Annotated in this window: 21 protein-coding genes and 1 tRNA gene; 12 read left to right on the top strand and 10 right to left on the bottom strand. The window is 41.8% G+C overall.

Annotated elements, in window-relative coordinates:
• Positions 1-52: 52 nt before the first annotated feature.
• Positions 53-637 carry a thermonuclease family protein gene (locus tag AACX33_RS13275; protein WP_193998566.1) on the bottom strand — a complete coding sequence of 195 codons (585 nt, stop codon included), beginning with the start codon at positions 635-637 and terminating at the stop codon, positions 53-55.
• Positions 627-995, bottom strand: a complete 369-nt coding sequence (locus AACX33_RS13270; RefSeq protein WP_193998567.1) for a 2Fe-2S iron-sulfur cluster-binding protein — start codon at positions 993-995, stop codon at positions 627-629. The genes AACX33_RS13275 and AACX33_RS13270 overlap by 11 nt, the downstream gene beginning before the upstream one ends.
• A 106-nt stretch (positions 996-1,101) precedes the next feature.
• Between AACX33_RS13270 and AACX33_RS13265 the strand changes: the two genes are divergently transcribed.
• The 3 genes from AACX33_RS13265 to AACX33_RS13255 all read left to right on the top strand — a co-directional run bounded on the left by AACX33_RS13265 (position 1,102) and on the right by AACX33_RS13255 (position 3,039).
• A tRNA-Ser gene (locus tag AACX33_RS13265) sits at positions 1,102-1,188 on the top strand.
• Between the two features lie 7 nt (positions 1,189-1,195).
• A complete protein-coding gene (locus AACX33_RS13260; RefSeq protein WP_193998568.1) occupies positions 1,196-2,212 on the top strand; it encodes a FecCD family ABC transporter permease in 1,017 nt (338 codons plus the stop codon).
• 50 nt (positions 2,213-2,262) lie between these two features.
• Positions 2,263-3,039, top strand: a complete 777-nt coding sequence (locus AACX33_RS13255) for an ABC transporter ATP-binding protein (RefSeq protein WP_193998569.1) — start codon at positions 2,263-2,265, stop codon at positions 3,037-3,039.
• Positions 3,040-3,237: 198 nt separating this feature from the next.
• On the opposite strand, the gene AACX33_RS13250 is transcribed toward AACX33_RS13255, so the two are convergent.
• The gene (locus AACX33_RS13250) at positions 3,238-3,900 is read right to left on the bottom strand and encodes a GIY-YIG nuclease family protein (protein ID WP_193998570.1); all 663 of its coding nucleotides are present in this window, start codon (positions 3,898-3,900) and stop codon (positions 3,238-3,240) included.
• Positions 3,901-3,924: 24 nt separating this feature from the next.
• Between AACX33_RS13250 and AACX33_RS13245 the strand changes: the two genes are divergently transcribed.
• Complete coding sequence (locus AACX33_RS13245) at positions 3,925-4,836, top strand: ABC transporter permease subunit (protein ID WP_193998743.1); 912 nt, start codon at positions 3,925-3,927, stop codon at positions 4,834-4,836.
• Positions 4,837-5,007: 171 nt separating this feature from the next.
• Here the strand turns inward: AACX33_RS13245 and AACX33_RS13240 are convergent, their stop codons facing one another.
• Positions 5,008-5,886, bottom strand: a complete 879-nt coding sequence (locus AACX33_RS13240) for a 2OG-Fe(II) oxygenase (RefSeq protein WP_193998571.1) — start codon at positions 5,884-5,886, stop codon at positions 5,008-5,010.
• Positions 5,887-6,294: 408 nt separating this feature from the next.
• Between AACX33_RS13240 and gorA the strand changes: the two genes are divergently transcribed.
• Positions 6,295-7,638, top strand: coding sequence for a glutathione-disulfide reductase (gorA, locus tag AACX33_RS13235; protein ID WP_193998572.1), 1,344 nt, complete (start codon positions 6,295-6,297; stop codon positions 7,636-7,638).
• A 76-nt stretch (positions 7,639-7,714) separates the two neighbouring features.
• On the opposite strand, the gene AACX33_RS13230 is transcribed toward gorA, so the two are convergent.
• Positions 7,715-7,942: a hypothetical protein gene (locus AACX33_RS13230; RefSeq protein ID WP_193998573.1), complete on the bottom strand. Its 228-nt coding sequence runs from the start codon at positions 7,940-7,942 to the stop codon at positions 7,715-7,717.
• A 930-nt stretch (positions 7,943-8,872) separates the two neighbouring features.
• On the opposite strand from AACX33_RS13230, the gene AACX33_RS13225 reads away from it, so the two are divergent.
• The 3 genes from AACX33_RS13225 to AACX33_RS13215 all read left to right on the top strand — a co-directional run bounded on the left by AACX33_RS13225 (position 8,873) and on the right by AACX33_RS13215 (position 11,533).
• A complete protein-coding gene (locus AACX33_RS13225; RefSeq protein ID WP_006196798.1) occupies positions 8,873-9,394 on the top strand; it encodes a LabA-like NYN domain-containing protein in 522 nt (173 codons plus the stop codon).
• 92 nt (positions 9,395-9,486) lie between these two features.
• Entirely contained in the window at positions 9,487-11,091 is a 1,605-nt protein-coding gene (locus AACX33_RS13220) for a 2-isopropylmalate synthase (protein WP_193998574.1), read from the top strand.
• Positions 11,092-11,176: 85 nt separating this feature from the next.
• Complete coding sequence (locus AACX33_RS13215; RefSeq protein WP_193998575.1) at positions 11,177-11,533, top strand: hypothetical protein; 357 nt, start codon at positions 11,177-11,179, stop codon at positions 11,531-11,533.
• A 142-nt stretch (positions 11,534-11,675) separates the two neighbouring features.
• Here AACX33_RS13215 and AACX33_RS13210 read toward each other — a convergent pair whose 3' ends face one another.
• The 3 genes from AACX33_RS13210 to pdxR form a co-directional block, all read right to left on the bottom strand.
• Positions 11,676-12,080, bottom strand: a complete 405-nt coding sequence (locus AACX33_RS13210) for a type II toxin-antitoxin system VapC family toxin (RefSeq protein WP_193998576.1) — start codon at positions 12,078-12,080, stop codon at positions 11,676-11,678.
• Positions 12,077-12,304, bottom strand: coding sequence for a DUF2281 domain-containing protein (locus tag AACX33_RS13205; RefSeq protein ID WP_193998577.1), 228 nt, complete (start codon positions 12,302-12,304; stop codon positions 12,077-12,079). Before AACX33_RS13205 ends, AACX33_RS13210 begins: the two co-directional genes overlap by 4 nt.
• 113 nt (positions 12,305-12,417) lie before the next feature.
• A complete protein-coding gene (pdxR, locus tag AACX33_RS13200) occupies positions 12,418-13,884 on the bottom strand; it encodes a MocR-like pyridoxine biosynthesis transcription factor PdxR (protein ID WP_193998578.1) in 1,467 nt (488 codons plus the stop codon).
• 101 nt (positions 13,885-13,985) lie between these two features.
• On the opposite strand from pdxR, the gene AACX33_RS13195 reads away from it, so the two are divergent.
• The 4 genes from AACX33_RS13195 to AACX33_RS13180 all read left to right on the top strand — a co-directional run bounded on the left by AACX33_RS13195 (position 13,986) and on the right by AACX33_RS13180 (position 20,068).
• The gene (locus AACX33_RS13195) at positions 13,986-14,480 is read left to right on the top strand and encodes a GNAT family N-acetyltransferase (RefSeq protein ID WP_416209812.1); all 495 of its coding nucleotides are present in this window, start codon (positions 13,986-13,988) and stop codon (positions 14,478-14,480) included.
• A complete protein-coding gene (locus tag AACX33_RS13190) occupies positions 14,477-15,142 on the top strand; it encodes a pyridoxamine 5'-phosphate oxidase family protein (protein WP_193998579.1) in 666 nt (221 codons plus the stop codon). The genes AACX33_RS13195 and AACX33_RS13190 overlap by 4 nt, the downstream gene beginning before the upstream one ends.
• Before the next feature lie 102 nt (positions 15,143-15,244).
• Positions 15,245-18,436, top strand: coding sequence for a GAF domain-containing sensor histidine kinase (locus tag AACX33_RS13185; protein WP_193998580.1), 3,192 nt, complete (start codon positions 15,245-15,247; stop codon positions 18,434-18,436).
• Positions 18,437-18,616: 180 nt separating this feature from the next.
• Positions 18,617-20,068, top strand: a complete 1,452-nt coding sequence (locus tag AACX33_RS13180; RefSeq protein WP_193998581.1) for a RecQ family ATP-dependent DNA helicase — start codon at positions 18,617-18,619, stop codon at positions 20,066-20,068.
• A 233-nt stretch (positions 20,069-20,301) separates the two neighbouring features.
• Here AACX33_RS13180 and AACX33_RS13175 read toward each other — a convergent pair whose 3' ends face one another.
• Both AACX33_RS13175 and pheS read right to left on the bottom strand, forming a co-directional pair.
• Positions 20,302-20,775: a shikimate kinase gene (locus tag AACX33_RS13175; RefSeq protein WP_193998582.1), complete on the bottom strand. Its 474-nt coding sequence runs from the start codon at positions 20,773-20,775 to the stop codon at positions 20,302-20,304.
• Between the two features lie 41 nt (positions 20,776-20,816).
• A complete protein-coding gene (gene pheS, locus AACX33_RS13170; protein ID WP_193998583.1) occupies positions 20,817-21,809 on the bottom strand; it encodes a phenylalanine--tRNA ligase subunit alpha in 993 nt (330 codons plus the stop codon).
• Positions 21,810-21,900: the final 91 nt, after the last annotated feature.

Below are 21,900 nucleotides of genomic sequence, written 5' to 3'. Positions count from 1 at the left end.
CTTCTCCCCCCTGCTCCCTGCTCCCTGCTCCCCTGCCTCTTCTCCCCACTCCTTAAAGATTCCGGCGGCGAAACTCAGCAGGAGGGACACGCATGGGTTTTTCTGGGTTCCAAATGCCTTTTCCCATGAGTCTAGCCCATTGTTGGGCGCGTTCCAAGCGCTGGTCATATTTGTGGTTAGGCGATCGCCCTACAAATATCGCATATCCTTGTTTAAGGACTTGTTCATTCAATAACTGCTGATCTTTCCACACATAAGCCAAAGTCCGACCAATTTGATCTTTGGCTGACACATCAAATTCCAGAATTACGGATTTTTCTTGATCACCAATCAACGTCGCTAAAACTTGTCTGGATTCATCTCCCCAAGGGCGTTGTTGAAAATCTGGTGCATCAATCCCAACTAACCGGACGCGAGAAATCAAGTTTGGTTGTTCAGCCATACCTAAAACTTCCAAACTTTGCCCACTGACTACCCGCGCCACCTTCACCTGAACCTGATTACTTGCAGTCTGATTATTCCCTTGACAACTCACCAGCAACAACAAGCAACCCAAAAGGACAATCTTCCCCACCAAGACCCCAAAAAAAACCTTTGCGCCTCTGCGCCTATGGGTGAACAAAATCTTAATCCTCATCTAACGGTAAACCCGCCTTCACTTTACCCCTAGCAAAATAGCGCCCAAACTGTAACTCATAAACCTCATCCTCATCTTGAGTTTCCACCTCCAAATCAGAACGGGCGTAACTCACGCATAACAAAGCGTAACCTTGGCGGCGCAATGCTGGCGATAATCCAATCGCCTCTGGTTGGTAAATTTCTCCAGACACCACCCGCACCGCACAAGTGGTACAAGCGCCATTCCGACAAGAAAACGGCAGTTCCTCCCCTTCTTGTTCAATGCTGTGGAGAATATAGCGATCGTCTGGAACTTGTTGACTGTATTCTTTGCCTGTAGCGCGATCGCGGACTTTAATCGTATATTTATGGGACATCTTGATTGAGGACTTTCAATGTGAACTTTCAACTTTAATTTAATCTGTTTACTTGTATATTTGCATTTTCTCGGATTTCATAGTATGCTTATAAATCGTTGCACCTGGAGAGGTGGCCGAGTGGTTGAAGGCGCAGACCTGGAAAGTCTGTTATGCGGGAACGTATACGAGGGTTCGAATCCCTCCCTCTCCGTTTTAAAATGAAAATACCATCGCTAGCTGCTTTGAGTAAACAACGTATACTCTGGGCGGTACTGTTCCTGGTGACGGGACTATTAGTAACTCTAATACTTTCTCTGTCTCAAGGTGCAGTCCCCTTAACAGTTTCGGAATTTTGGCAAGCAATTCTTCACAAAGGCGATCCCATCAAACAGACCATTGTTTGGGATTTGCGTCTCCCCCGGATTGTCGCCGCGGTGATTGTGGGTGCAGCCCTGGGGATGTCAGGCGCACTGCTACAAGGAATGTTACGTAATAGCTTGGCTGATCCATTTATTTTAGGGATTTCCGCCGGTGCAGGACTTGTGGTAATTCTGATGATAGTTTTGCAAGTCTTCCCCATTGCGATTCCGCTAGCCGCATGGATAGGAGCAATTTTAACTTCAATTATTGTGATTTTGCTTGGTCGTGTCGGTTCCGGGATTTCGGTGGAAAGGTTAATTTTGGGCGGAGTCGCGGTAAGTTCCTTATTAGGCTCAGTACAAACTACATTACTTTTACTAGCTGAAGACGGTCAAATTCAAATCGCCCTGAGTTGGCTAGTTGGTAGCCTGAATGGACGAGGCTGGCGAGAAATTTCCACGGCTGGCCCTTATATCATTGTCGCCTTGCTGGGGGGATGCTTGCTGGCGCGGTCTGTCAACGTTTTGGCTTTAGGAGATGATCTGGCTGTAGGTTTAGGAGTATCATTAACGCGATCGCGAATATTAATTGGCGGTGTAGCCACCTTATTAGCCGCAGGTGCAGTTAGTATCTGTGGTTTAATTGGGTTTGTTGGTCTTGTGGTTCCTCACGGTGTCCGCTTAATCGTCGGTACAGACCACCGTTTTGTCTTACCACTTTCAGCCCTTGCAGGTGCTTGGCTACTCACCTTTGCCGATTTACTTTCTCGACTAGGATCAGTAGAATTACCAGTTGGTGCTGTCACCGCCTTATTGGGTTCACCTTTGTTTATCTGGTTGCTATATCGTCGTTCTGCTGGGTCAAGTAAACTGTAATGGGTTGCATTATTTAGATATAGCTAATTCTTAATTTTTAATCCCTGAAAATGCCCCTAGAACTGCAAAATCTCACTGGTGGTTACACAGCATTACCCATTATCCAGGATATTAACCTAACCCTAAAAACAGGAGAATGGTTAAGTTTAGTGGGTGCGAATGGTTCTGGTAAATCTACAGTCCTGAAATTACTCAGTCGGATTCTTTCCCCACAACAAGGCACAGTATTACTTGATGGTAAAGCCATTCATTCGCAGCCTCCTCATATAGTGGCACAGAAATTAGCTTTGTTGCCGCAACAGCAAACGGTTCCTGTGGGCTTAACAGTGCGCCAATTAGTCAGTTTAGGACGCACCCCACATCAACCTTGGTGGCAATGGGAATTAAACATTGAAGACCGGCGAAAAGTTGAAGCCGCAATTCAAGAAACGCAACTAGAAAAATTGAGCGATCGCCTCGTTGAGCAACTTTCAGGTGGTGAAAGACAACGCGCCTTTTTAGCATTAGCATTAGCACAAGAACCGAAAATATTACTCTTAGATGAACCCACCACTTATTTAGATATTAACTATCAATTACAACTCTTAGAACTGCTCAAAAACCTGAATCAGCAGCAGAATTTAACCATTGTCACCGTTTTACACGAATTAAATTTAGCAGCCCGCTATAGTTCCCGCATCGCCTTATTAAAACAAGGTCGTCTGTGCGAGGTTGGCATACCAAAAGCCGTTCTCACACCCAACTCCATCGCCGAAGTTTTTGGTGTAGAATCTGTGATTATTCACACACCTGTTGGGTTACAAGTTTGTGCCATTTCTGCCATCTAAATCTTTGTTTAATTAATATAAATATATAATTTCAAAGCCCCTCCTCGCTTGCGGGGAGGGGTTGGGTTGGGGTGTTTCTTTGCTTCACTAAGTTGAAATCTTCTGTATGAGGAACGAACCGCAAAGTACGCAAAGTACACGTTGGCGCTAGCCTCTGCCTTTGGGAGAAGGAAGAAAAGAAAGAAGAAAGAAAGAGTATTAAGACTTAGTTTCCTTCGTCTGCGCGTCAATCACTGAACTCCAGTCATCATTCTTCACAGCAGCTTCCAGTTGACGCTGACGTTCCTCTGCACTCGCATCCACCGCTTCTATTTCTTTAGACAAACTTGAATCAGCCATTGCTTTCCGCAACTTTAACTTTTTCTCCTCATAAGCGTGACGTTCCGCTTCTGACATTACCGCCTTAGCAGCCTCACCTACCGTACTAGCCCACATTCCGCCTTCCGCAGCATTCCCAGGTGGTGTACATTCGAGTTCTCCAATCCAAGCATCTCGCAAATCTTCCATTTCTTGACGCTTGGGAAACTTAAAAGTCTGCACACGCACAAAAGCACACTTTTCCTCACCATATTGGCTAACATGACCATTGAGGGAAAGCAACACATTCCGGGAATAGCCAATGTACTGGGTTTGTCCTTCTGCATCCAACACCGCGTAAACTCCGGCAATTTTGGCATTCTGGTCAGCCGTGCGCCAAGTCTCCAGAGGCATAATGTCCAGCCCATTATTTACCAATGTAGGCGTTATAGCCACCTCAGTGGTATCGTGTTCATCGTCGGAACTATACAAAAATTCATGTAACCCACGGTGATTGACTGGTACATTTTGATGCTCAATTGGCACATTATTCTCAGATTCCATCACAGTTAATCTCCGTGTTATTCAATAGATACCCTTAAAACATTGAAGCTCAAATCACTCACTCCTTACTTATTTTTACTCCCGGCTTTAATTCTCTTGGTTTTAACAGTTTTTTGGCCAGCAATACAAGCGTTTTACCTCAGCTTTACCAGCTACGAAGACCTTTCCCAGCCACCCCAATGGATAGGTTTTGGCAATTTTCTCCGCTTGTGGAAGGATGCAGTTTTTTGGAAAACCTTAGAAAATACTTTTCTCTATCTTGTCGGTGTCGTACCAATTTTAGTCATAGCTCCCTTGGGACTGGCAATTTTGGTAAATCAGAAACTGCGAGGGATGAATTGGTTCAGAGCAGCTTACTACACCCCGGTAGTGATATCAATGGTAGTTGCGGGTATAGCTTGGAAATGGCTGTATGCAGAAAACGGCTTACTCAATCAGTTACTCAAAACTGTGAATATTTTTCCTCAAGGAATTCCCTGGCTAACTAGTCCAGAGAAGCTGTTTGGCATTGTACCAATTTCTCTAGCCAGTGTGATGGCTGTCACCATCTGGAAGGGACTCGGCTATTATATGGTAATTTATTTAGCCGGGTTACAATCAATTCCGGCTGATGTGTATGAAGCCGCAGCTATCGATGGTTCAGATGGTATCCGCAAACACTGGGATATTACCGTACCGTTAATGAAGCCGTATTTAGCACTAGTGGCGGTGATTTCTGCGATTTCTGCCACTAAAGTATTTGAAGAAGTATTTATTATGACCCAAGGCGGGCCATTAAATAGCTCCAAAACGATTGTTTACTATTTATATGAAGAAGCTTTTAGTAACTTAGAAATTAGCTATGCTTGCACCATTGGCTTAGTATTATTTTTGATTATTTTAGGATTATCAGTTTTACGATTGGCGATTAATCAACAGGAAGATATCACAATTTAAGAGAAGCTAAACAGTAGAGAGAATAAGACCTCTGGCTTTTTAAATCAGAAATGCGGAGTTAATAAAAGCCCCTTTGTTTACGAAGGACAGTGGAAAATTTCACACAACTCAAAGCCAGATGAAGATGTTAATTAATTGATATTTTTAATTCAGGGATATGTCGTAAATTCATTAATAAAAAATACACTTTTTTTTGTGTTCTGGGAGATTTTGTGACAGCAGGAATAAATCTTGATGCGGCAGAGACTTTGCCATATAATATCTTTTTTTCTGCCGTCTAGAACTATAATCAAAAAATATAGCAAACCTATCAGATTTTACAGGTAACTTTCCCCGATGAAAAATGCTACCAGTAGCTGCAAAAATTACCGTCCCAATTGAACCCGTACATGATTTATAATTGGCTGGGGATACAAACTTTCTCATGGTTTGCTCTTGAATGTAGCCAGATGTATATTTTAAATCCTTGACTATTTCTAAGGATAAATCTTGGGGAATATATTGAAGTGGCCCTGTATACTCATTCATATCATTTAAATAAATTATAATTTTTAGGATTTTTCTATCTTCTCTATCTATATGCCATAACCTGGAACCTTGCTCGATTTTATTAGCTACATCTCTGCGAAAATATACCCCATTGTAGGCTACTGGTAAACCCAAATAATTCTCCACAATATTGAGTAAACGTTGTTCAAGTCCCCAGAAAAAGATTTCTGGATATTCCATTATTTGCTGGGAACTAGCGTGAACAACAAACTCATTTTTTTGTCCAAAAGTATTGTCAGGTATTTTTGGTATAAGGTTTTTTGCTGCTGCGAGGATGTCAGGTGTAGATGGAATTCCCAATTCTTCTAATGAAGTAATTACAACACCTTCATAATTTATCTTGTCTACTAGATCGAGATCAGCCTTTGCCAGAATAGGTAGATTTATAATGTGATTTTTTACTGCTGCTTGATAAGCCAGATCCTCTTGATATCTTATAAATGGTATGGCATCAATTTTTTTTAAAATTTTATTCCGTGTTTTTTGCAAAAATGTATACATCCCTGTGATCCTCGCACTGCTTTCATTTGAGTGAAATAACTTAGATTGAAAATTATCTGCGAAGGCTAGTAATACAGCCAGGCTAAACACTACTACTAACCTTAATATTTCTCAATGGAATTATTAAGAAAGTTGTTTTTTATACTTAAATTTATATTTGTGTTTATTCGCATAGCTAGGTTTTGGCCGAGCATATCTCAAGATACCTGTCGCTAGTCAGATTAACTATCCTACTTAAGTTATAAATTTGCAGATTATTTTTAATTAGAGGATGTGAACGACAGTTTATACATCGTGAGATTTCCGCATTTTTGATCCACCCAAAGGCAGTAGATAAAACATTACCTAAATAACTATAAGAGATGCAATAGCTCTGCTTTGCAAACAGTGACAAAGGAACAGATTTTTATGACGTTTGATTATGACTTGTTTGTCATCGGTACTGGGCCTGGGGGATTAGCAGCAGCAAAAAAAGCCGCGAGCTATGGTGTCCGTGTTGCTATGGCTGAACAAGAAACCATTGGTGGTACTTGTGTAAATCGGGGTTGTGTTCCTAAAAAACTGATTGTCTACGCAGCTGACTTTGCCAAGGAAAACCAAATGGCACAGAGCTACGGGTGGAGTCAGTGTAAACGGTACTTTGACTGGACACTATTGATGAAATCCGTACACCGTCATATCGAACACATTAACTATTCCTATTGTCAACAGTTGCGAAAAGCGGAAATTGAAATCATTAAAGAACGTGCTACTTTTATTGATGCCCATACTCTAGATTTGCATGGGCATAAAGTTACAGCCGATAAAATTTTAATTGCTGTGGGTGGAAAACCCACTAAGCCTAATATTCCCGGGATAGAATACGCCATTACATCCCGTGAAATGTTTCATTTGCCTTATTTACCAAAACGGTTAGCAATTATTGGTGGTGGTTATATTGGTGCTGAATTTTCCAGCATGATGCAGGCTTTAGGGTGCGAAGTCACACTGATTGAAGCAGATGAGATGATGTTGTCAGGGTTTGATGACGATATTCGCTCTGGCGTACAACAGGGTTTAAGCAAGCGCGGAATTAGAATTTTGACTCACAGCAGGGTTGAAGAAATCACTCACTTAGATGACGGTTGGCTATTGAAGACTACTGGCGACTGTGCAGAAACCATGGCCGCAGATACTATCCTTGTGGCTACAGGTTCGAGTCCTAATATCAAAAATCTGGGTTTAGAAAAGGCTAAAGTCGAAGTTGGTCAACAAGGTGAAATTAAGGTGGACGAATACTACTGCACCACCCAAGAAAATATTTTTGCTGTGGGTGACTGCATCAACCGTATGCAATTAACTCCAGTAGCCAAGGCAGAAGGTATTGCTTTTGCCAATACAGTTTTTGGTAATAACCCGCAAACAGTGAATTACGATTATGTGCCTTCTGCTGTTTTTTCTCGTCCAGAAGGGGCTGGTGTGGGGATGACGGAGGCTAAAGCACGGGAAAAATTTGGGGAGTCGGTAAAGTGTTACTCTAGCGAGTTACAACCCCTTTTGTATCAGCTACTAGAAGCAGAGGAGCCAGCTATGATCAAGTTAGTAGTTGATGGCAATTCTCAACAAGTTTTGGGCGCTCATATGCTGGGTGAAAATGCCGCCGAAATTATTCAAACGTTAGGAGTGGCAATTTGTCAAGGAATTACCAAGCAAGAATTGAATGAAACAATAGGCATTCATCCCACGACAGCAGAAGATTTTTTCTCTTTATAGTAGATTGACACTGCACCTGTGTGAAGCTCTTTGTGAGGTCGCCGGAGTTGGATAAAGCTCAATACAGTTGCCATAGTTATGATACTAGCCTTTTCGATGGTCTGAGCGGATGCGATCGCTTCAGAGGAAAAGACTTCGGTGGTTCTAAGTAAGCATACTGTGGCGGATCTGTTTTATAGTATTCTTCGGGAATTGATCTCGAATGATCAGCAATTGCCAAAATTACGCTATTTTCTGGAGGTATGATTGACTCACGCAGTTGCAAAAATGCGGAAAGCGCTTGATGATTTTGCCGTAATTCCACTCAACCCCCACCAAAGACACTCAGCCATGCTGCACCGACTGCGGAAATTTTAGTGAGCAAATGACCTCAACGCGCCATTTGCTGGGACGGGGGTGATGTTGTCTCAGTCCCTTTTGTTGCTTGAGGTGATATTGGCAGCAGAAACATATTTTTTGGTTAAGGTAGATGTAGGTTCTTCTGCCATATCATGTTAATAGTTAATTTGCGTACTACTACTTTATTTATTTATTCAGGGCTGGTTTGACGACAAATACATTGAAATAAGACTTAAATGAGAAACTTATACTTTTGTAATGTGTTTTCTATTTTTGACCAAAGTTGGGTTAATAAATTTCGACTTAGTAGAGCTTTAACCCCAATTCTGCCCAAGTTATTCTCTAATTGAGATCAAAGGTGTGATTTTTCCACAGACTGGAGTGGGAAATTCGCCGCTTCAGGACTTAGTTAGGGTGAGATTTTATTTTCTCAACCCAATGGGTAAGCCTCCTAGAATTGATCTATGGGGAGTTTATTGTGGTGCTACTGGCAAATCTTGTACAAGACTGAGGATTTACCATCAAGTTGATACTTTTATGTACTTAACAACTTATAGATGGTGATTATCCCGTATCCTACCCCAAGACCTATGTCTTACGTCTTTAGAAGTAAACTTGACAGTTATATGGTCAAGAATGCTATTAGTCATGTTAATCAGTCAATTTTATTGATAGATTTTGATCACGAGGTGTCTCTTAAACTGTTAAACATGAAAAGGTTCGAGTCCCAGCATCTTAAGTCCAATATTTTAGCCAATTCTATGCGGTGGAAGAGGTAATATAAAAGCTATGCATAAAACCCTGTTATAGGGATTTTAGCAAATTTATCATTTGAGAATTGCTATAATCTATTGTCCAATCTAATTACTTTTCTATTTATTAGGTGTATTTTTCTATGGGTTCCCCAATGAATCGTCTGTCTATTTTTGTAGACGGAAACAATATGTTCTATGCTCAACAAAAAAATGGCTGGTTTTTTGACCCAAGACGAGTCTTAGACTATTTCAAACACGAGCAGTCAGATACAACATTAATCAATGCTTTCTGGTACACTGGCTTAAAAGACCCGCAAGATCAGCGAGGTTTCAGAGATGCTCTCATTAGCTTAGGATATACAGTTAGAACTAAAATTCTCAAAGAATATTATGATGACTCTTCCGGGCGCTATTCCCAAAAAGCTAATTTAGATATTGAAATTGTCGTAGATATGTTTAATACAGTAGATCAATATGATCGAGTAGTTTTATTCAGTGGTGATGGAGATTTTGAAAGAGCTATAGAACTTTTACGCTCAAAAAATACGCATATCACTGTAGTATCGACGGAAGGGATGATAGCCAGAGAGCTACGTAATGCTACTGATAGATATATTGATTTAAACGATATCAGAGACAGTATAGAAAAAGTAGAAGGTTAGTAATCTTAGCAAATATTTACAAATCTTAAAAGTAAAAAAACTAAGGTTCAAAATATTTTAAGGAAACAGTAAAAACTTAACAACGAGGAAAAATGACTAGCAAAGCCGAGAAAATTATCATTTTTGATACGACTCTCAGAGATGGAGAACAATGTCCTGGGGCAACTCTAAATATAGATGAAAAGTTAGCGATCGCTAAACAACTATCCCGCTTAGGCGTAGATGTAATTGAGGCAGGTTTTGCCTTTGCGAGTCCGGGAGACTTCCAAGCTGTGCAGAAAATTGCTCAACTTGTGGGGACAGAAGATGGCCCGGTAATTTGTAGTTTAGCTAGAGCGATTAAAGCAGATATTGAAGCGGCAGCAGAGGCTTTAAAACCAGCAGTTCACGGCCGGATTCATACATTTATTTCGACCTCTGATATTCATTTAGAGTATCAGCTGCGGAAGTCACGGGCGGAAGTTTTAGCGATCGCCGAAGAAATGGTAGCTTATGCTAAGTCGTTCATGGCAGATGTGGAATTTTCGCCAATGGATGCGGCGCGTTCTGACCCAGATTTTCTTTATCAAGTATTAGAGCGTGCGATCGCATCTGGCGCAACAACAGTTAATATTCCTGACACTGTAGGTTACATGACCCCCAGTGAATTTGGGGCAATGATTAAGGGGATTAAAGATCATGTCCCGAATATTGATCAAGCAATTATTTCCGTACACGGACATAACGATTTAGGTTTAGCAGTTGCCAACTTCCTCGAAGCTGTCAAAAATGGTGCAACTCAATTAGAATGTACCATCAACGGCATTGGTGAACGAGCCGGAAATGCCTCCTTAGAAGAATTGGTCATGGCTTTGCACGTCCGGCGACAATATTTCAATCCCTTCTTAGGAAGACCAGAAGATTCTGAAGAACCGCTGACTAATATTGACACGCGTCAAATTTATAAAACCTCCCGCTTGGTTTCTAATTTGACGGGAATGTTAGTGCAACCCAATAAAGCTATCGTAGGAGCAAACGCCTTTGCTCATGAGTCTGGTATTCACCAAGATGGGGTGTTGAAAAACAAGCTCACCTACGAAATTATGGATGCTCAATTGATTGGTTTAACAGACAATCAAATCGTATTGGGCAAACATTCCGGTAGAAATGCTTTCCGTAGCCGGTTGACAGAATTGGGCTTTGAACTATCAGAAACCGAATTAAATAAAGCATTCGTCAGATTCAAAGACGTAGCCGACAAAAAGAAAGAAATTTCTGATCGGGATTTGGAAGCTATTGTTAATGATGAAATTCAACAAACTCCTGATTTGTTCCGCGTCGAGTTGGTGCAAATTTCCTGCGGTAATAATGCTTGTCCCACAGCTACTGTCACCCTCCGCACCCCAGACGGTGAAGAATTGACTGATGCGGCCATTGGTACGGGACCAGTAGACGCTGTTTACAAAGCCATCAACCGTGTCGTGAATGTACCTAATGAGTTAATTGAGTTTTCTGTACAGTCAGTGACAGAAGGAATTGATGCTTTAGGGGAAGTAACTATTCGACTCCGACATGATTCTAGAGTGTTTTCTGGTCATGCGGCGAATACAGATATTATCGTTGCTTCCGCGCAAGCTTATGTGAATGCGTTGAACCGTCTTTATGCATCTTTGCAACCTCAAGAGCAGGAAGAGGAAATAACGGCACATAAAATCTAGTCAGATATTTTGTTTGGGGTGGGTTTTTCCCGCCCTATTTTTTTGTTTAAAATTCCGAACAGCTATTCAATAAAATTACATATTTATGCATAAGGCTCGTCATATAAGAACTGGTAGGATTGTTTTAGCATCTACAATGGAATCTGGAGATTATTTTGGTATCTTTCAGTGTCCATATTGTAAAACTGATTTGATATTAACACAAGAATATAAAACAAAATATGGGAAAATTGTATCTGCTTTTTTTAAGCATCGGGAAGCCGAAAATGATTTTCAAAAAAAATGTCCTCTCAGAGTAGAAAATAATTCTGATAAAAGTAATAAAGAAAAAAAGTCTAACAAATCTAAAGAACAAAATTTAGAACGTTTAAAACAAGAAGTTATATTGAGTTTAAAAAACCGCAATGATACCCGCATAACATATCAACTACAATACTTATAGCGGTTATCAGTTAAGTGAGATACAAGAACCCCACCCCCAACCCCCTCCCCGCAAGCGAGGAGGGGGCTATGATGTACTTCATTGAAGTGGATACCGCTATATTTTTCTCATAAATCATTTAGGATTGCTATATCAGGCTTTTTTACCAAATAGTTTTGATAGTTGTTAAAGCTTGAATTCGCAAATCACGAGTAACTAAAGGAATACTCAAAGAGAAAGCTGTAGCGGCAATAATTCTATCAGGCATATCAGGAACAGTTACCCGGTCAATTTGTCGAATTGCTCCTGAAACATTCCTATCTAGAGGTACAAGTAAAATACCTATGTTGGGGTCATCCAAAGCGTTTAAAATTCGTGTTAATACTTCTTCTGCAAAGCGTCCTTTCTCAACTAAATAAGCAATTTCTATGATTGTAATAGCTGAGACGTAAATAGGATTACCTGTATTAACTGCTTGTTCCAACGCTGTTAATGCTTCTGCTGACAACCTCTGCAAGTCAAAAACGTACCAAATTAAAGTGTGTGTATCTGCTACTACTGATGTCATGAAACGATATCCCTGGGGAAATTACCCCACATTTCTTGACGTGCTTGAGCAAGCTCCTCTTCAGTAATATCTACTTTTAAATCAGCACATAATCCTCTAATAGTTCGTAAAGGTTTCTTAATAGTAGCTTTTTGAGCCAAAAAATCGGCAAAATCTAATAGTTGCTGCTGTTTATCCACAGGTAAATGGCGTAATCTTTCTAACACTGCTTCCTCAAGATTCATCTAACTTTCTCCTGATTTAACTTCCCAAAATGGCTTTAATCTCTGTGATAATTTCAGCTACTCGTCTATCTTTCTCTAAGATATCAGCTGATAAAAAAACTTGCCCTACTAGCTTAACTAGCAAAGATTTGAGCGAATCTCCGAATACCCTCGGCTAGCTGTTGTTCTGTCAATTCACCGTAGCCGAAAATAAACTGACCTGTATGGTGGGGTTGAAGATACTGGGATTTAGCAGACATGATTCCCACTCCCATTTGAGCAGCACGATGGATGATTTCTTCATCGCTCAGATGGCTGTCTATTTTGACCATTAAATGGATTCCGGCTTTTTCTCCTAAAATAGTGACTTTTTCCCCCAGGTGAACATTTAACGCCTTAACCAGGACTTGACAACGGTGTTCATAAAGCGATCGCATCTTTCTAATATGACGTTCTAAATGTCCTTCAGTAATAAAGTCTGCAAGTGCTTGCTGTTCTAGGATTGGTAAATGGCGATCGCTTAACCACTTAGCACGGGCGAATATAGCAACTAAATTCTTCGGTAATACTAAATAACCAATTCGCAATCCCGGAAACAGCACTTTTGAGAAAGTCCCAATGTACAGGACTGAATCACTACGATCCAAACCTTGTAAAGCTGGAATTGGTCTGTCACCATAGCGATATTCACTATCATAGTCATCCTCAATAATCAATCCCCCGGTTTGCTGCGCCCAAGCTAGCAGTTCTAAACGGCGAGGTAAGGACAAAATTGCTCCTGTGGGGAATTGGTGGGAAGGTGTGACATATACAAGCGGAATCGGTTTGCTGGTATAGTTGACCAGTTCTTTGACAATTAAGCCGGAATCATCCACAGGAATCGGTAAAAGTTCAGCACCTTGAGTCTGAAAAATCAGGCGTGCGCTCATATAGCCAGGATCTTCCAGTGCAATCATATCCCCAGGCTCAATTAATAGCCGCATAATTAAATCGAGTGCTTGTTGAGTCCCATTGACAATCAGGATTTGATCTGTTTCACATTTAACAGCACGGGAACGGGAGAGATAACAAGCGATCGCCTCTCGCAAAGGTCTGTAACCCAAGGGTTCGATAGAATAGTCCAGCCAACTCAAATTAGTGTAAAAGTAACGCGATAGTAATCTGCGCCACAGCTTCAGGGGAAATTGGTCTATGGCTGGTTGTCCGTAGCGAAAGTTAATCTCGGTATCAGGTGCGGCGATTCTAGGGAAATCTTCTGTTTGAGATAAAATCATCCCATACCGATTTAATTTCACTGGCGATCGCCTAATGGTTTGGCTCGATTCTATCGGTGTGGAATGCAGCAAATCATCCGGAAGTTGAGCGCAGACAAAGGTTCCAGAACCCGAAATTGTGGTTAAATAACCCTCACTCAAAAGTTGTTCATAGCTTTGAGTCACAGTAGTACGAGAAATATTCAAAGATTTGGCTAGCGATCGCGTTGACGGAATACGGACTCCTGGCGACAATCGCCCGTTGAGTATGGCTTGACGCAGTTCTTGATATAGCTGCTGATGCAGAGGTAGAGGGGAATTACTATTGAGAGCGATCGCTAAATCCATAATCCAGCAATGAAAGTGGACTGCTATTAAATCACAAAAGTGGCTCTTGTCTCAGACCACTTGAGAAATTACGCTAACAGTAGTTGAAATCAACACCCCTAATGATGCTGACAGAACAACAAATCACTATTAGAGAAGCAATTCCCCCAGAAGACGCACTGATTGCACAGCACTTTTACCAAATGTGGCAAGATATTGGCGTTCCTGATGAAGCGATGAATTCTAATTATTTGGATATTACCCTTGAGTTTATCACCCAAGCTCGTCAAGACTTATTTTATCAAGCTTTTGTGGCACAAGTAGATGATGTAATTGTGGGTTCTGCAAGTTGTCAATTATTTTCTGGTTTATACCCGAATGTAATGACAGCCGAGTACCGAAAATTCGGATATATCTGGGGCGTTTATGTTGAACCAGTTTATCGCAAACAAGGCATTGCGAAGAAATTAACTAATAGTGCAGTTGCTCATTTAAAAGCTATTGGTTGTACGCGAGTAGTTCTGAATGCGTCGCCATCGGGGAAACCAGTTTACTCCAGTCTGGGTTTTTTAGAAAGTAATGCCATGCAACTTGATTTAGTGGAAATACAATCATGAATGAAATTAATCAGGAACAGTTAAGCCCTACACAACGCAGTCAAATCAAGCGCGTACCTCAAAGGGGAAATTATGAGCGTCAGGTAATCTATGACATTTTAGATGAAGGGTTAATTTGTCATGTGGGATTTACTGTAGATAATCAGCCTTTTGTGATTCCTACTGCTTATGGTCGGGTAGAAGACCAATTATATATTCATGGTTCACCAGCTAGTCGAATGTTGCGATCGCTGCAAACTGGTATCGAAGTTTGCCTGACTGTGACTCTATTAGATGGGCTAGTCCTGGCGCGTTCTGCCTTCCATCATTCCATGAACTACCGTTCAGTAGTAGTATTTGGGACAGCAACTATAGTTAAAGATGCTGAAGAAAAATTAGCAGCCCTCAAAGCCTTTACTAATCATGTAATGCCCCAACGGTGGTCAAATGTGCGCCTACCTAACCGCCAGGAAATGCAGGGAACTCTGGTGCTTTCCTTACCTCTAACCGAAGCATCTGCCAAAGTGCGGACAGGGCCACCCCTAGATGATGAAGCCGACTATGCTTTACCAGTGTGGGCAGGTGTTTTGCCATTAAAATTAGTGACTGGGGAAGCGATCGCTGATTCTCGTGTGCCGTCCATTATTAACATACCTGTAGAAGTACAAAAATATACTCGTTGACCGCGCCAATTTGAGATTTGGTTTCGTTTTGACTCGCCATTGGGAAAATAAACCAAAAAAAAGGGAATACTGAGAATATGTATTCCATTCTCCCTACACTCCATGACCACCAACGATTATGAAACGTCCAACCGCTTAGACCTGCAAGAGTGTCAACAACAGCTACAGATGGCGCTTCAGAACCAAAAAATCTTAGCGAGGATTTTGGCTAAAGTTCGCGCCTTTGTCAACCTAGAATCTCTGTGTTCCACTTCTTGTCAAGATATTTGTCGGCAATTGAAGATTGAACGAGTGACAATCTACCGCTTCAACGCTGATTGGAGTGGTAGTTTCATGAATCGTTTTGGCTTTGCAGAATCACCTTGGAATACATTAGCTGCCTTTGGGCAGGACTTGGTTTGGGAAGATTCGCATTTGCAAGAAACCCAGGGAGGGCGATATCGCCAAAATGAGCCGTTTGCCGTATCTGATATTTACAATGCTGGACACGCGCGTTGTCATATTGAGGTGTTAGAACAATTTCAGATTCGGGCCTATGCGCTCGCGCCTATTTTCATAGGTACTAAACTTTGGGGAATACTGGCTGCCTATCAACATTCTGCGCCTCGGCAATGGCATCCTCACGAAGTTGAATTTGTTGCCCAAGCCGCAGCCCATCTTGGCGTAGCTATGCAACAGGCAGATATTCTAGAACAAACTAAACAACGTACAGCAGAACTGCAAGATGCCATTGCGCGGCAACGTGCTTTGACAGAAGTGGTGGGGAATATTCGCTCATCGGTGAACACCGAAATTATTTTACACACCGCCTGTCAAGAAATCTGCAAACTCCTGAAGCTAGAACGGGCAGCGGTTTATCGCTTCAATGAAGACTGGAGCGGCGAATTTATGAGCCAATCTGGTATGTCACAGGGACAGTGGGAGAGAACCAATACCTTCGGCAGAAATTTGGTTTGGGAAGATACCCACCTCCAAGAAACAAAAGGTGGGCGTTACCGCAATAACGAAAGTTTTGCTGTCAACGACATTTACCAAGTGGGACACTCTCGCTGTCACCTAGATATTTTGGAGCAATTCAAAATTCGGGCTTATGCCTTAGCCCCTATCTTCATCGGGCCAAAACTTTGGGGACTGATAGCAGCGTATCAACATTCTGGGCCACGCCAATGGGCAAATTACGAAGTTGAGTTTTTGGCACAAGTAGGGGCGCAATTAGGAGTAGCGATTCAGCAAGCCGAGAATTTAACTCAATCCAAACAACAGGCAACTGCCCTCCAAGATGCGATCGCCAGACAACGAGCCTTGACAGAAGTGGTGGGAAAAATTCGTTCTTCCCTAAATATTGATTTAATTCTCAAAACCACTTGCCAAGAAGTGTGTAAAATGCTGCGAGTCGAGCGGGTTGGCGTTTATCGTTTTAATCCAGACTGGAGTGGCGAATTCGTCAGTAATTTCGGCATGGTGGAAGCACAATGGGATAGTATCAATCCCTTTGGCAAAAATCTGGTTTGGGAAGACACCCACCTGCAAGAAACCAAAGGCGGGCGCTATCGCAATAATGAAAACTTTGCTGTTAACGATATCTACCAAGTTGGACATTCACGCTGTCACCTAGATATTCTGGAGCAATTCAAGATTCGTGCCTATGCCTTGACACCAATTTTTGTCGGACGCAACCTCTGGGGACTGCTGGCAGCTTATCAACATTCGGCACCGCGTCAGTGGGATAGTGTGGAAGTGGAATTTTTGGGACAAGTTGCCAGTCAACTAGGAGTAGCCCTGCAAAGTTCCGAAATGATGACCCAAATCCAAAATCGTGCAGATGAAATGCATCAATCGGCTGAACAGAGGCGGATTTTATTTGATTTAGTCGTCAAAATTCGGGAATCCTTGGATTTGGAGACAATCTTAAAAACTACAGTACAGGAAATCAGGCGATCGCTAACAGCAGATCGAGTCGGCATCTTTCGTTTTGACCCTGATGTCGGTTTTTGTAGTGGTGAATTTATCGCTGAAGATGTCTTACCTAAATTTGATTCTACCCTCGCTGTCAAAGTCCAGGATTATTGCTTCGGTGACCAGTACGCACCACAATATCACCAGGGGCAAGTGCAAGTAATATCTGATGTCAATAGCGTTGGCTCGAAAGTACCTCATCTCGATGTGATTGAGCGATTCCAAGTCAAAGCCCAGATTGTTGTGCCACTAAAAGAAGGTGATGAGTTGTGGGGGTTGTTGTGTATTCACCAATGCACCCATCCCCGTCAGTGGGAAGAACCGGAGTTGGAATTTGTCACCCAAGTGGCTGCTCAAATCAGCGTAGCGCTGTATCAAGCCAACTTATTCCAACAATCCAGCTTACTAGGAGAAACTCGACAAGAAGCCAATCAACTCGCCCAGGCACTCAAAGAACTCCGGACTGCCCAAATGCAAATTATCCATGCTGAAAAAATGGCCAGTTTAGGGCAACTGGTAGCGGGGGTTGCCCACGAAATTAATAACCCGATTAATTTCATCCACGGCAACTTAGTACACGCCCACCAATACACCCAGGAATTGCTGCGCTGTATAGAGCTTTATCAGCATTATCATCCCCATGTTGCACCAGAGCTAGAAGAGTTTTTCAAACAAGCCGAAATAGAGTTTTTATTCGATGATCTACCTAAATTATTTCAGTCTATGCAGGTCGGCACTGAGCGGATTCGTGAAATTGTTACCTCTTTGCGGAACTTTTCTCGCCTAGATGAAGCCGACTTTAAAACAGCAAATATTCATGAAGGCATCGACAGTACTTTGATGATTTTGCAACATCGCTTGAAGCCTTCAGCCGATAACCCTACCATTCATGTCAGCAAAGTTTATAATACGTTACCTCCCATCGAATGCTATCCCGGTCAGTTGAATCAGGTATTGATGAATTTGCTCTCCAATGCCATTGACGCAATAGAACAGCGCAACGTCCAGCTATCATTTCAAGAAATAGCTGCAAACCCAGGCCAAATCAGAATTTCTACTTCCGTACTCAATAAAGATTGGATTTCCATTCGCATTGCCGATAATGGGCTAGGCATAGATGAAAAATACCTCTCGCGGCTATTCGATCCATTTTTTACAACCAAAGTTGTTGGTAAAGGCACAGGATTAGGCCTTTCCATTAGTTATCAGATTGTCACAGATAAACACAACGGCAAAATTTACTGCCAATCAGAACTCGGTAAAGGTACAGAGTTTGTAGTTGAGTTACCAATTCATCAAACGACAATTACAAAACCAGTAACTTCAGTGCAGGTGTAAAGTTTTTGTATGAAGCTCAAGCCGAAAATCATCATGGCTGATCACTTTTTGGGAAGAGAAGACACATCTAGTTTGCATATTTAAATTAGATTAAACTCCTGTGGGGGAGGGCAAAGATGCCCGCCCATGTTATGCAGCTTTATATTTAATTAGTATTAACCTCTCAAAACCTTAAAACTCATGAATCCACCTGTAGCAACGTCTTGGCAAGCCGTCCGTAATGCCTTTCAAAAAATTTGGGGTTATGATGATTTCCGACCGCCACAAGGCGAAATAATCAGCAGTTTATTAGCCAAAAAAGATGCGTTGATTATTATGCCTACAGGTGGCGGAAAATCAATTTGTTTTCAACTTCCCGCACTGCTACAAACAGGATTAACTTTAGTAGTTTCGCCCTTGGTAGCACTGATGGAAAACCAAGTTCAGGAATTACTTCAGCGCCAACAAAAAGCAGCACTTTTGCATAGTGAATTGCCTTCATTCCAACGTCGTAGCACATTACAAGCTTTAGAAAGACAACAACTTAGATTACTGTATTTATCCCCAGAGACTTTATTAAGTGCGCCAGTATGGGAAAAATTATGTCATCCCAACTTACAAATTAACGGTTTGATATTAGATGAAGCCCATTGTTTAGTCCAGTGGGGAGATACATTTCGCCCAGCGTATCGGAGATTAGGCGCAGTCAGACCTGCATTACTCAAATCAAAACCACCAGGAACAAAAATCAGTATTGCTGCTTTTACCGCTACTGCTGATCCCGCAGCCCAAAAAACTATTCAAACAGTTTTACAATTACAGCAACCAGAAATTTTTCGATTAAATCCCTACCGCCCGAATTTGCATCCCATTGTTCGCATAGCTTGGACACCACGCAGCCGAAAACACCAATTATTAAAGTTTATTCAAAATCGCCCCAAACAATCGGGATTAATTTATGTTCGGACTAGAAAAGATAGCGAAAATTTAGCTGTATGGTTAGCAGAAATGGGTTACAATACCGCTAGTTATCATGCCGGATTGGGTGCAACAGAACGCCGTGATGTAGAAGCTCAATGGCTAAGTGGTAAAATGCCCTTTGTTATTTGTACCAGTGCCTTTGGGATGGGGATAAATAAATCAGATGTGCGCTTCGTAGTCCATTTTCAAGCCCCTTTCCTGATGTCTGAATATGTGCAAGAAATTGGTCGGGCTGGACGAGATGGACAACCAGCAGAAGCATTAACTTTAATCAGTGAACCTACAGGCTGGTTAGATCCAGAGGATAAGCGAAGACAGGAGTTCTTTGATCAACAAATGCGATCGCAACAACAAACAGCGCAGCAATTGGTGAAACAATTACCTAAACAGGGAGAAGTGAATGCAGTCACCCGTGAATTTCGGGATGCTGCTATCGCCTTGGCTTTACTCCACAGCAGTGGTCAATTAAAATGGGTTGACCCTTTTCATTACACGATTGAGTCAGGGGTGAAAAATCAGCCAATGACACAATCACAAGCTGCTAAACAAATGCAGCAATATTTGCATACTAAAAAATGTCGTTGGCAATTTTTACTAAATGCTTTTGGTTTTGAAAAAGAAGCTGCTAACTGGCGTTGTGGACATTGTGATAATTGCCGAAATAGTCATTAGTCATTGGTCATTAGCAAAGAATTAGACATCTTCATAAATTAAATATGTCTCTTTCAGAACCCTTGTAGCTTGGTATTAAGAAAATTGTAGGTTGGGTAGAACGAAGTAAAACCCAACTTTCGTCGCCCAAATGTTGGGTTACGCCTACGGCAAACTACGTTAACGTTCCTTGCTCCGCAACGCTGACGCGAACAACCCAACGTACGTAAACTAGAGAAGCTGCATTCGTAGAACTAGGCGATAATTTCCTGCTTTTTGCCCTTAAATTCCTGAAATATTGAGCGATGGGATGAATAACCAAATTCATCATCGCGTTTTACATATTCTCGAATCCAACTTTGGAGAAATTCAAAAGTTTCGGCTTGCTCCTCTGGTGATTTGAATTTATGAGGCTCCCAAGGACGATTACTATTATTTTTTAGACACTGATCAATGCCGGGATTGAGAAAAAAGATTTCAGTTGCGAATTCAAGAGCAATTTTAATTAGCGTACTATAACAACCTTCAATTACCCAAGAAGGGTTATTTTTAATAAAATTTCGGAGATCATTTTCTGAATCTTCGTGAGGACGGCGGATGGCGATTTTATTTGGTTCCCATACAATACTATCGAGGTCAAGAGCAGGAATGCTCAAATCTTGGCTAAGTTTATTAGCCAGAGTGCTTTTTCCAGAACCAGAATTACCAAATATTAAAAAACGATACATTTTAATAAAATTCGTAGGGGCGGGGTTTCCCCGCCCAATATTTAAAACTGCCGCAAAAATCTTAAATCGCTAGAGTACAAACGGCGGATATCATCAATTTGATGTAAAACCATCGCAAAACGTTCCACACCAAAACCAGCAGCAAACCCAGTGTAAACTTCTGGGTCATAACCTACAGATTTCATCACATTTGGATCGACCATTCCACAGCCCATTACCTCTAACCAGCGACCATTCCACTGCAAATCAACTTCAGCCGAAGGTTCTGTAAAGGGGAAATAACTAGCACGGAAACGAATTGGTAAATCACCAAATATGGCTTGCAAAAACACCTTGACAGTACCTTTGAGGTCTGTAAAAGTCAAACCTTCATCGATCGCTAAAAGTTCGATTTGATGGAAAACCGCCGAGTGAGTAGCATCGACATTATCTCGCCGATAAACTCGCCCTGGGGCCACAACCCGGATGGGTGGTTCCTCTTTTTCCATGTAGCGAATTTGTACTGATGAGGTATGAGTCCGGAGAAGATTACCATCTGGGAGGTAAAAGGTATCCTGCATATCACGGGCGGGGTGATCAGGTGGAGTATTTAAGGCTTCAAAATTATAATAATCTGTTTCCATCTCTGGCCCTTCAGCTACCGTGTAGCCCATGCCCACAAAAATATCCAGCGCCCGGTCAATAATACCATTGAGTGGATGAATCCGACCTTGGGGGCTGTAGATTCCCGGCATAGTCACATCGAGAGTTTCCGCTTCTAGCTGGGCTTGAATTTTGGCGGATTCCAGGGCTGCGCGTTGTTGGTCTAGACTATTTTGTAGGGATTCTTTGACTGTATTGGCGATCGCCCCAATTTTTGGTCTTTCCTCCGCACTCATTTGTCCCATACTTCGCAATAACGCCCCCAGTTGCCCTTTTTTGCCCAAATAGCTAATTCTGAGTTCCTCTAGGCGTTCTAGGGTATCAGTGGCAGCGATCGCTTGTTCTCCTTCCTGGCGCAGTGCTAAAAGTTGAGCCTCTAAATTGGTAGTCATTAGTTATTAGTCATTGGTCATGAATCATTGGTTATTAGTCTACGACTTTCAACTGTTAACCAAACACTTTAATCAGAGGCACAGTTCAAAA

This window comes from Nodularia sp. LEGE 04288, from assembly GCF_963896525.1.
Taxonomy (GTDB): Bacteria; Cyanobacteriota; Cyanobacteriia; order Cyanobacteriales; family Nostocaceae; genus Nodularia.
The sequence above is the reverse complement of the archived record's forward strand: the minus strand, read 5'-3'. Positions and strand labels throughout refer to the sequence as shown.

Bases quoted from the DNA above. Each gene is read 5' to 3' on its own strand.
- pheS (WP_193998583.1), bottom strand. From the start codon at position 21,809: ATGACTACCAATTTAGAGGCTCAACTTTTAGCACTGCGCCAGGAAGGA.
- AACX33_RS13195 (WP_416209812.1), top strand. From the start codon at position 13,986: ATGATGCTGACAGAACAACAAATCACTATTAGAGAAGCAATTCCCCCA.
- AACX33_RS13250 (WP_193998570.1), bottom strand. From the start codon at position 3,900: ATGGAATCTGAGAATAATGTGCCAATTGAGCATCAAAATGTACCAGTC.
- AACX33_RS13190 (WP_193998579.1), top strand. From the start codon at position 14,477: ATGAATGAAATTAATCAGGAACAGTTAAGCCCTACACAACGCAGTCAA.
- AACX33_RS13205 (WP_193998577.1), bottom strand. From the start codon at position 12,304: ATGAATCTTGAGGAAGCAGTGTTAGAAAGATTACGCCATTTACCTGTG.
- AACX33_RS13210 (WP_193998576.1), bottom strand. From the start codon at position 12,080: ATGACATCAGTAGTAGCAGATACACACACTTTAATTTGGTACGTTTTT.
- AACX33_RS13240 (WP_193998571.1), bottom strand. From the start codon at position 5,886: ATGTATACATTTTTGCAAAAAACACGGAATAAAATTTTAAAAAAAATT.
- AACX33_RS13275 (WP_193998566.1), bottom strand. From the start codon at position 637: ATGAGGATTAAGATTTTGTTCACCCATAGGCGCAGAGGCGCAAAGGTT.
- AACX33_RS13175 (WP_193998582.1), bottom strand. From the start codon at position 20,775: ATGTATCGTTTTTTAATATTTGGTAATTCTGGTTCTGGAAAAAGCACT.
- AACX33_RS13215 (WP_193998575.1), top strand. From the start codon at position 11,177: ATGCATAAGGCTCGTCATATAAGAACTGGTAGGATTGTTTTAGCATCT.
- AACX33_RS13270 (WP_193998567.1), bottom strand. From the start codon at position 995: ATGTCCCATAAATATACGATTAAAGTCCGCGATCGCGCTACAGGCAAA.
- AACX33_RS13255 (WP_193998569.1), top strand. From the start codon at position 2,263: ATGCCCCTAGAACTGCAAAATCTCACTGGTGGTTACACAGCATTACCC.
- AACX33_RS13225 (WP_006196798.1), top strand. From the start codon at position 8,873: ATGGGTTCCCCAATGAATCGTCTGTCTATTTTTGTAGACGGAAACAAT.
- AACX33_RS13180 (WP_193998581.1), top strand. From the start codon at position 18,617: ATGAATCCACCTGTAGCAACGTCTTGGCAAGCCGTCCGTAATGCCTTT.
- pdxR (WP_193998578.1), bottom strand. From the start codon at position 13,884: ATGGATTTAGCGATCGCTCTCAATAGTAATTCCCCTCTACCTCTGCAT.
- gorA (WP_193998572.1), top strand. From the start codon at position 6,295: ATGACGTTTGATTATGACTTGTTTGTCATCGGTACTGGGCCTGGGGGA.
- AACX33_RS13260 (WP_193998568.1), top strand. From the start codon at position 1,196: ATGAAAATACCATCGCTAGCTGCTTTGAGTAAACAACGTATACTCTGG.
- AACX33_RS13220 (WP_193998574.1), top strand. From the start codon at position 9,487: ATGACTAGCAAAGCCGAGAAAATTATCATTTTTGATACGACTCTCAGA.
- AACX33_RS13185 (WP_193998580.1), top strand. From the start codon at position 15,245: ATGACCACCAACGATTATGAAACGTCCAACCGCTTAGACCTGCAAGAG.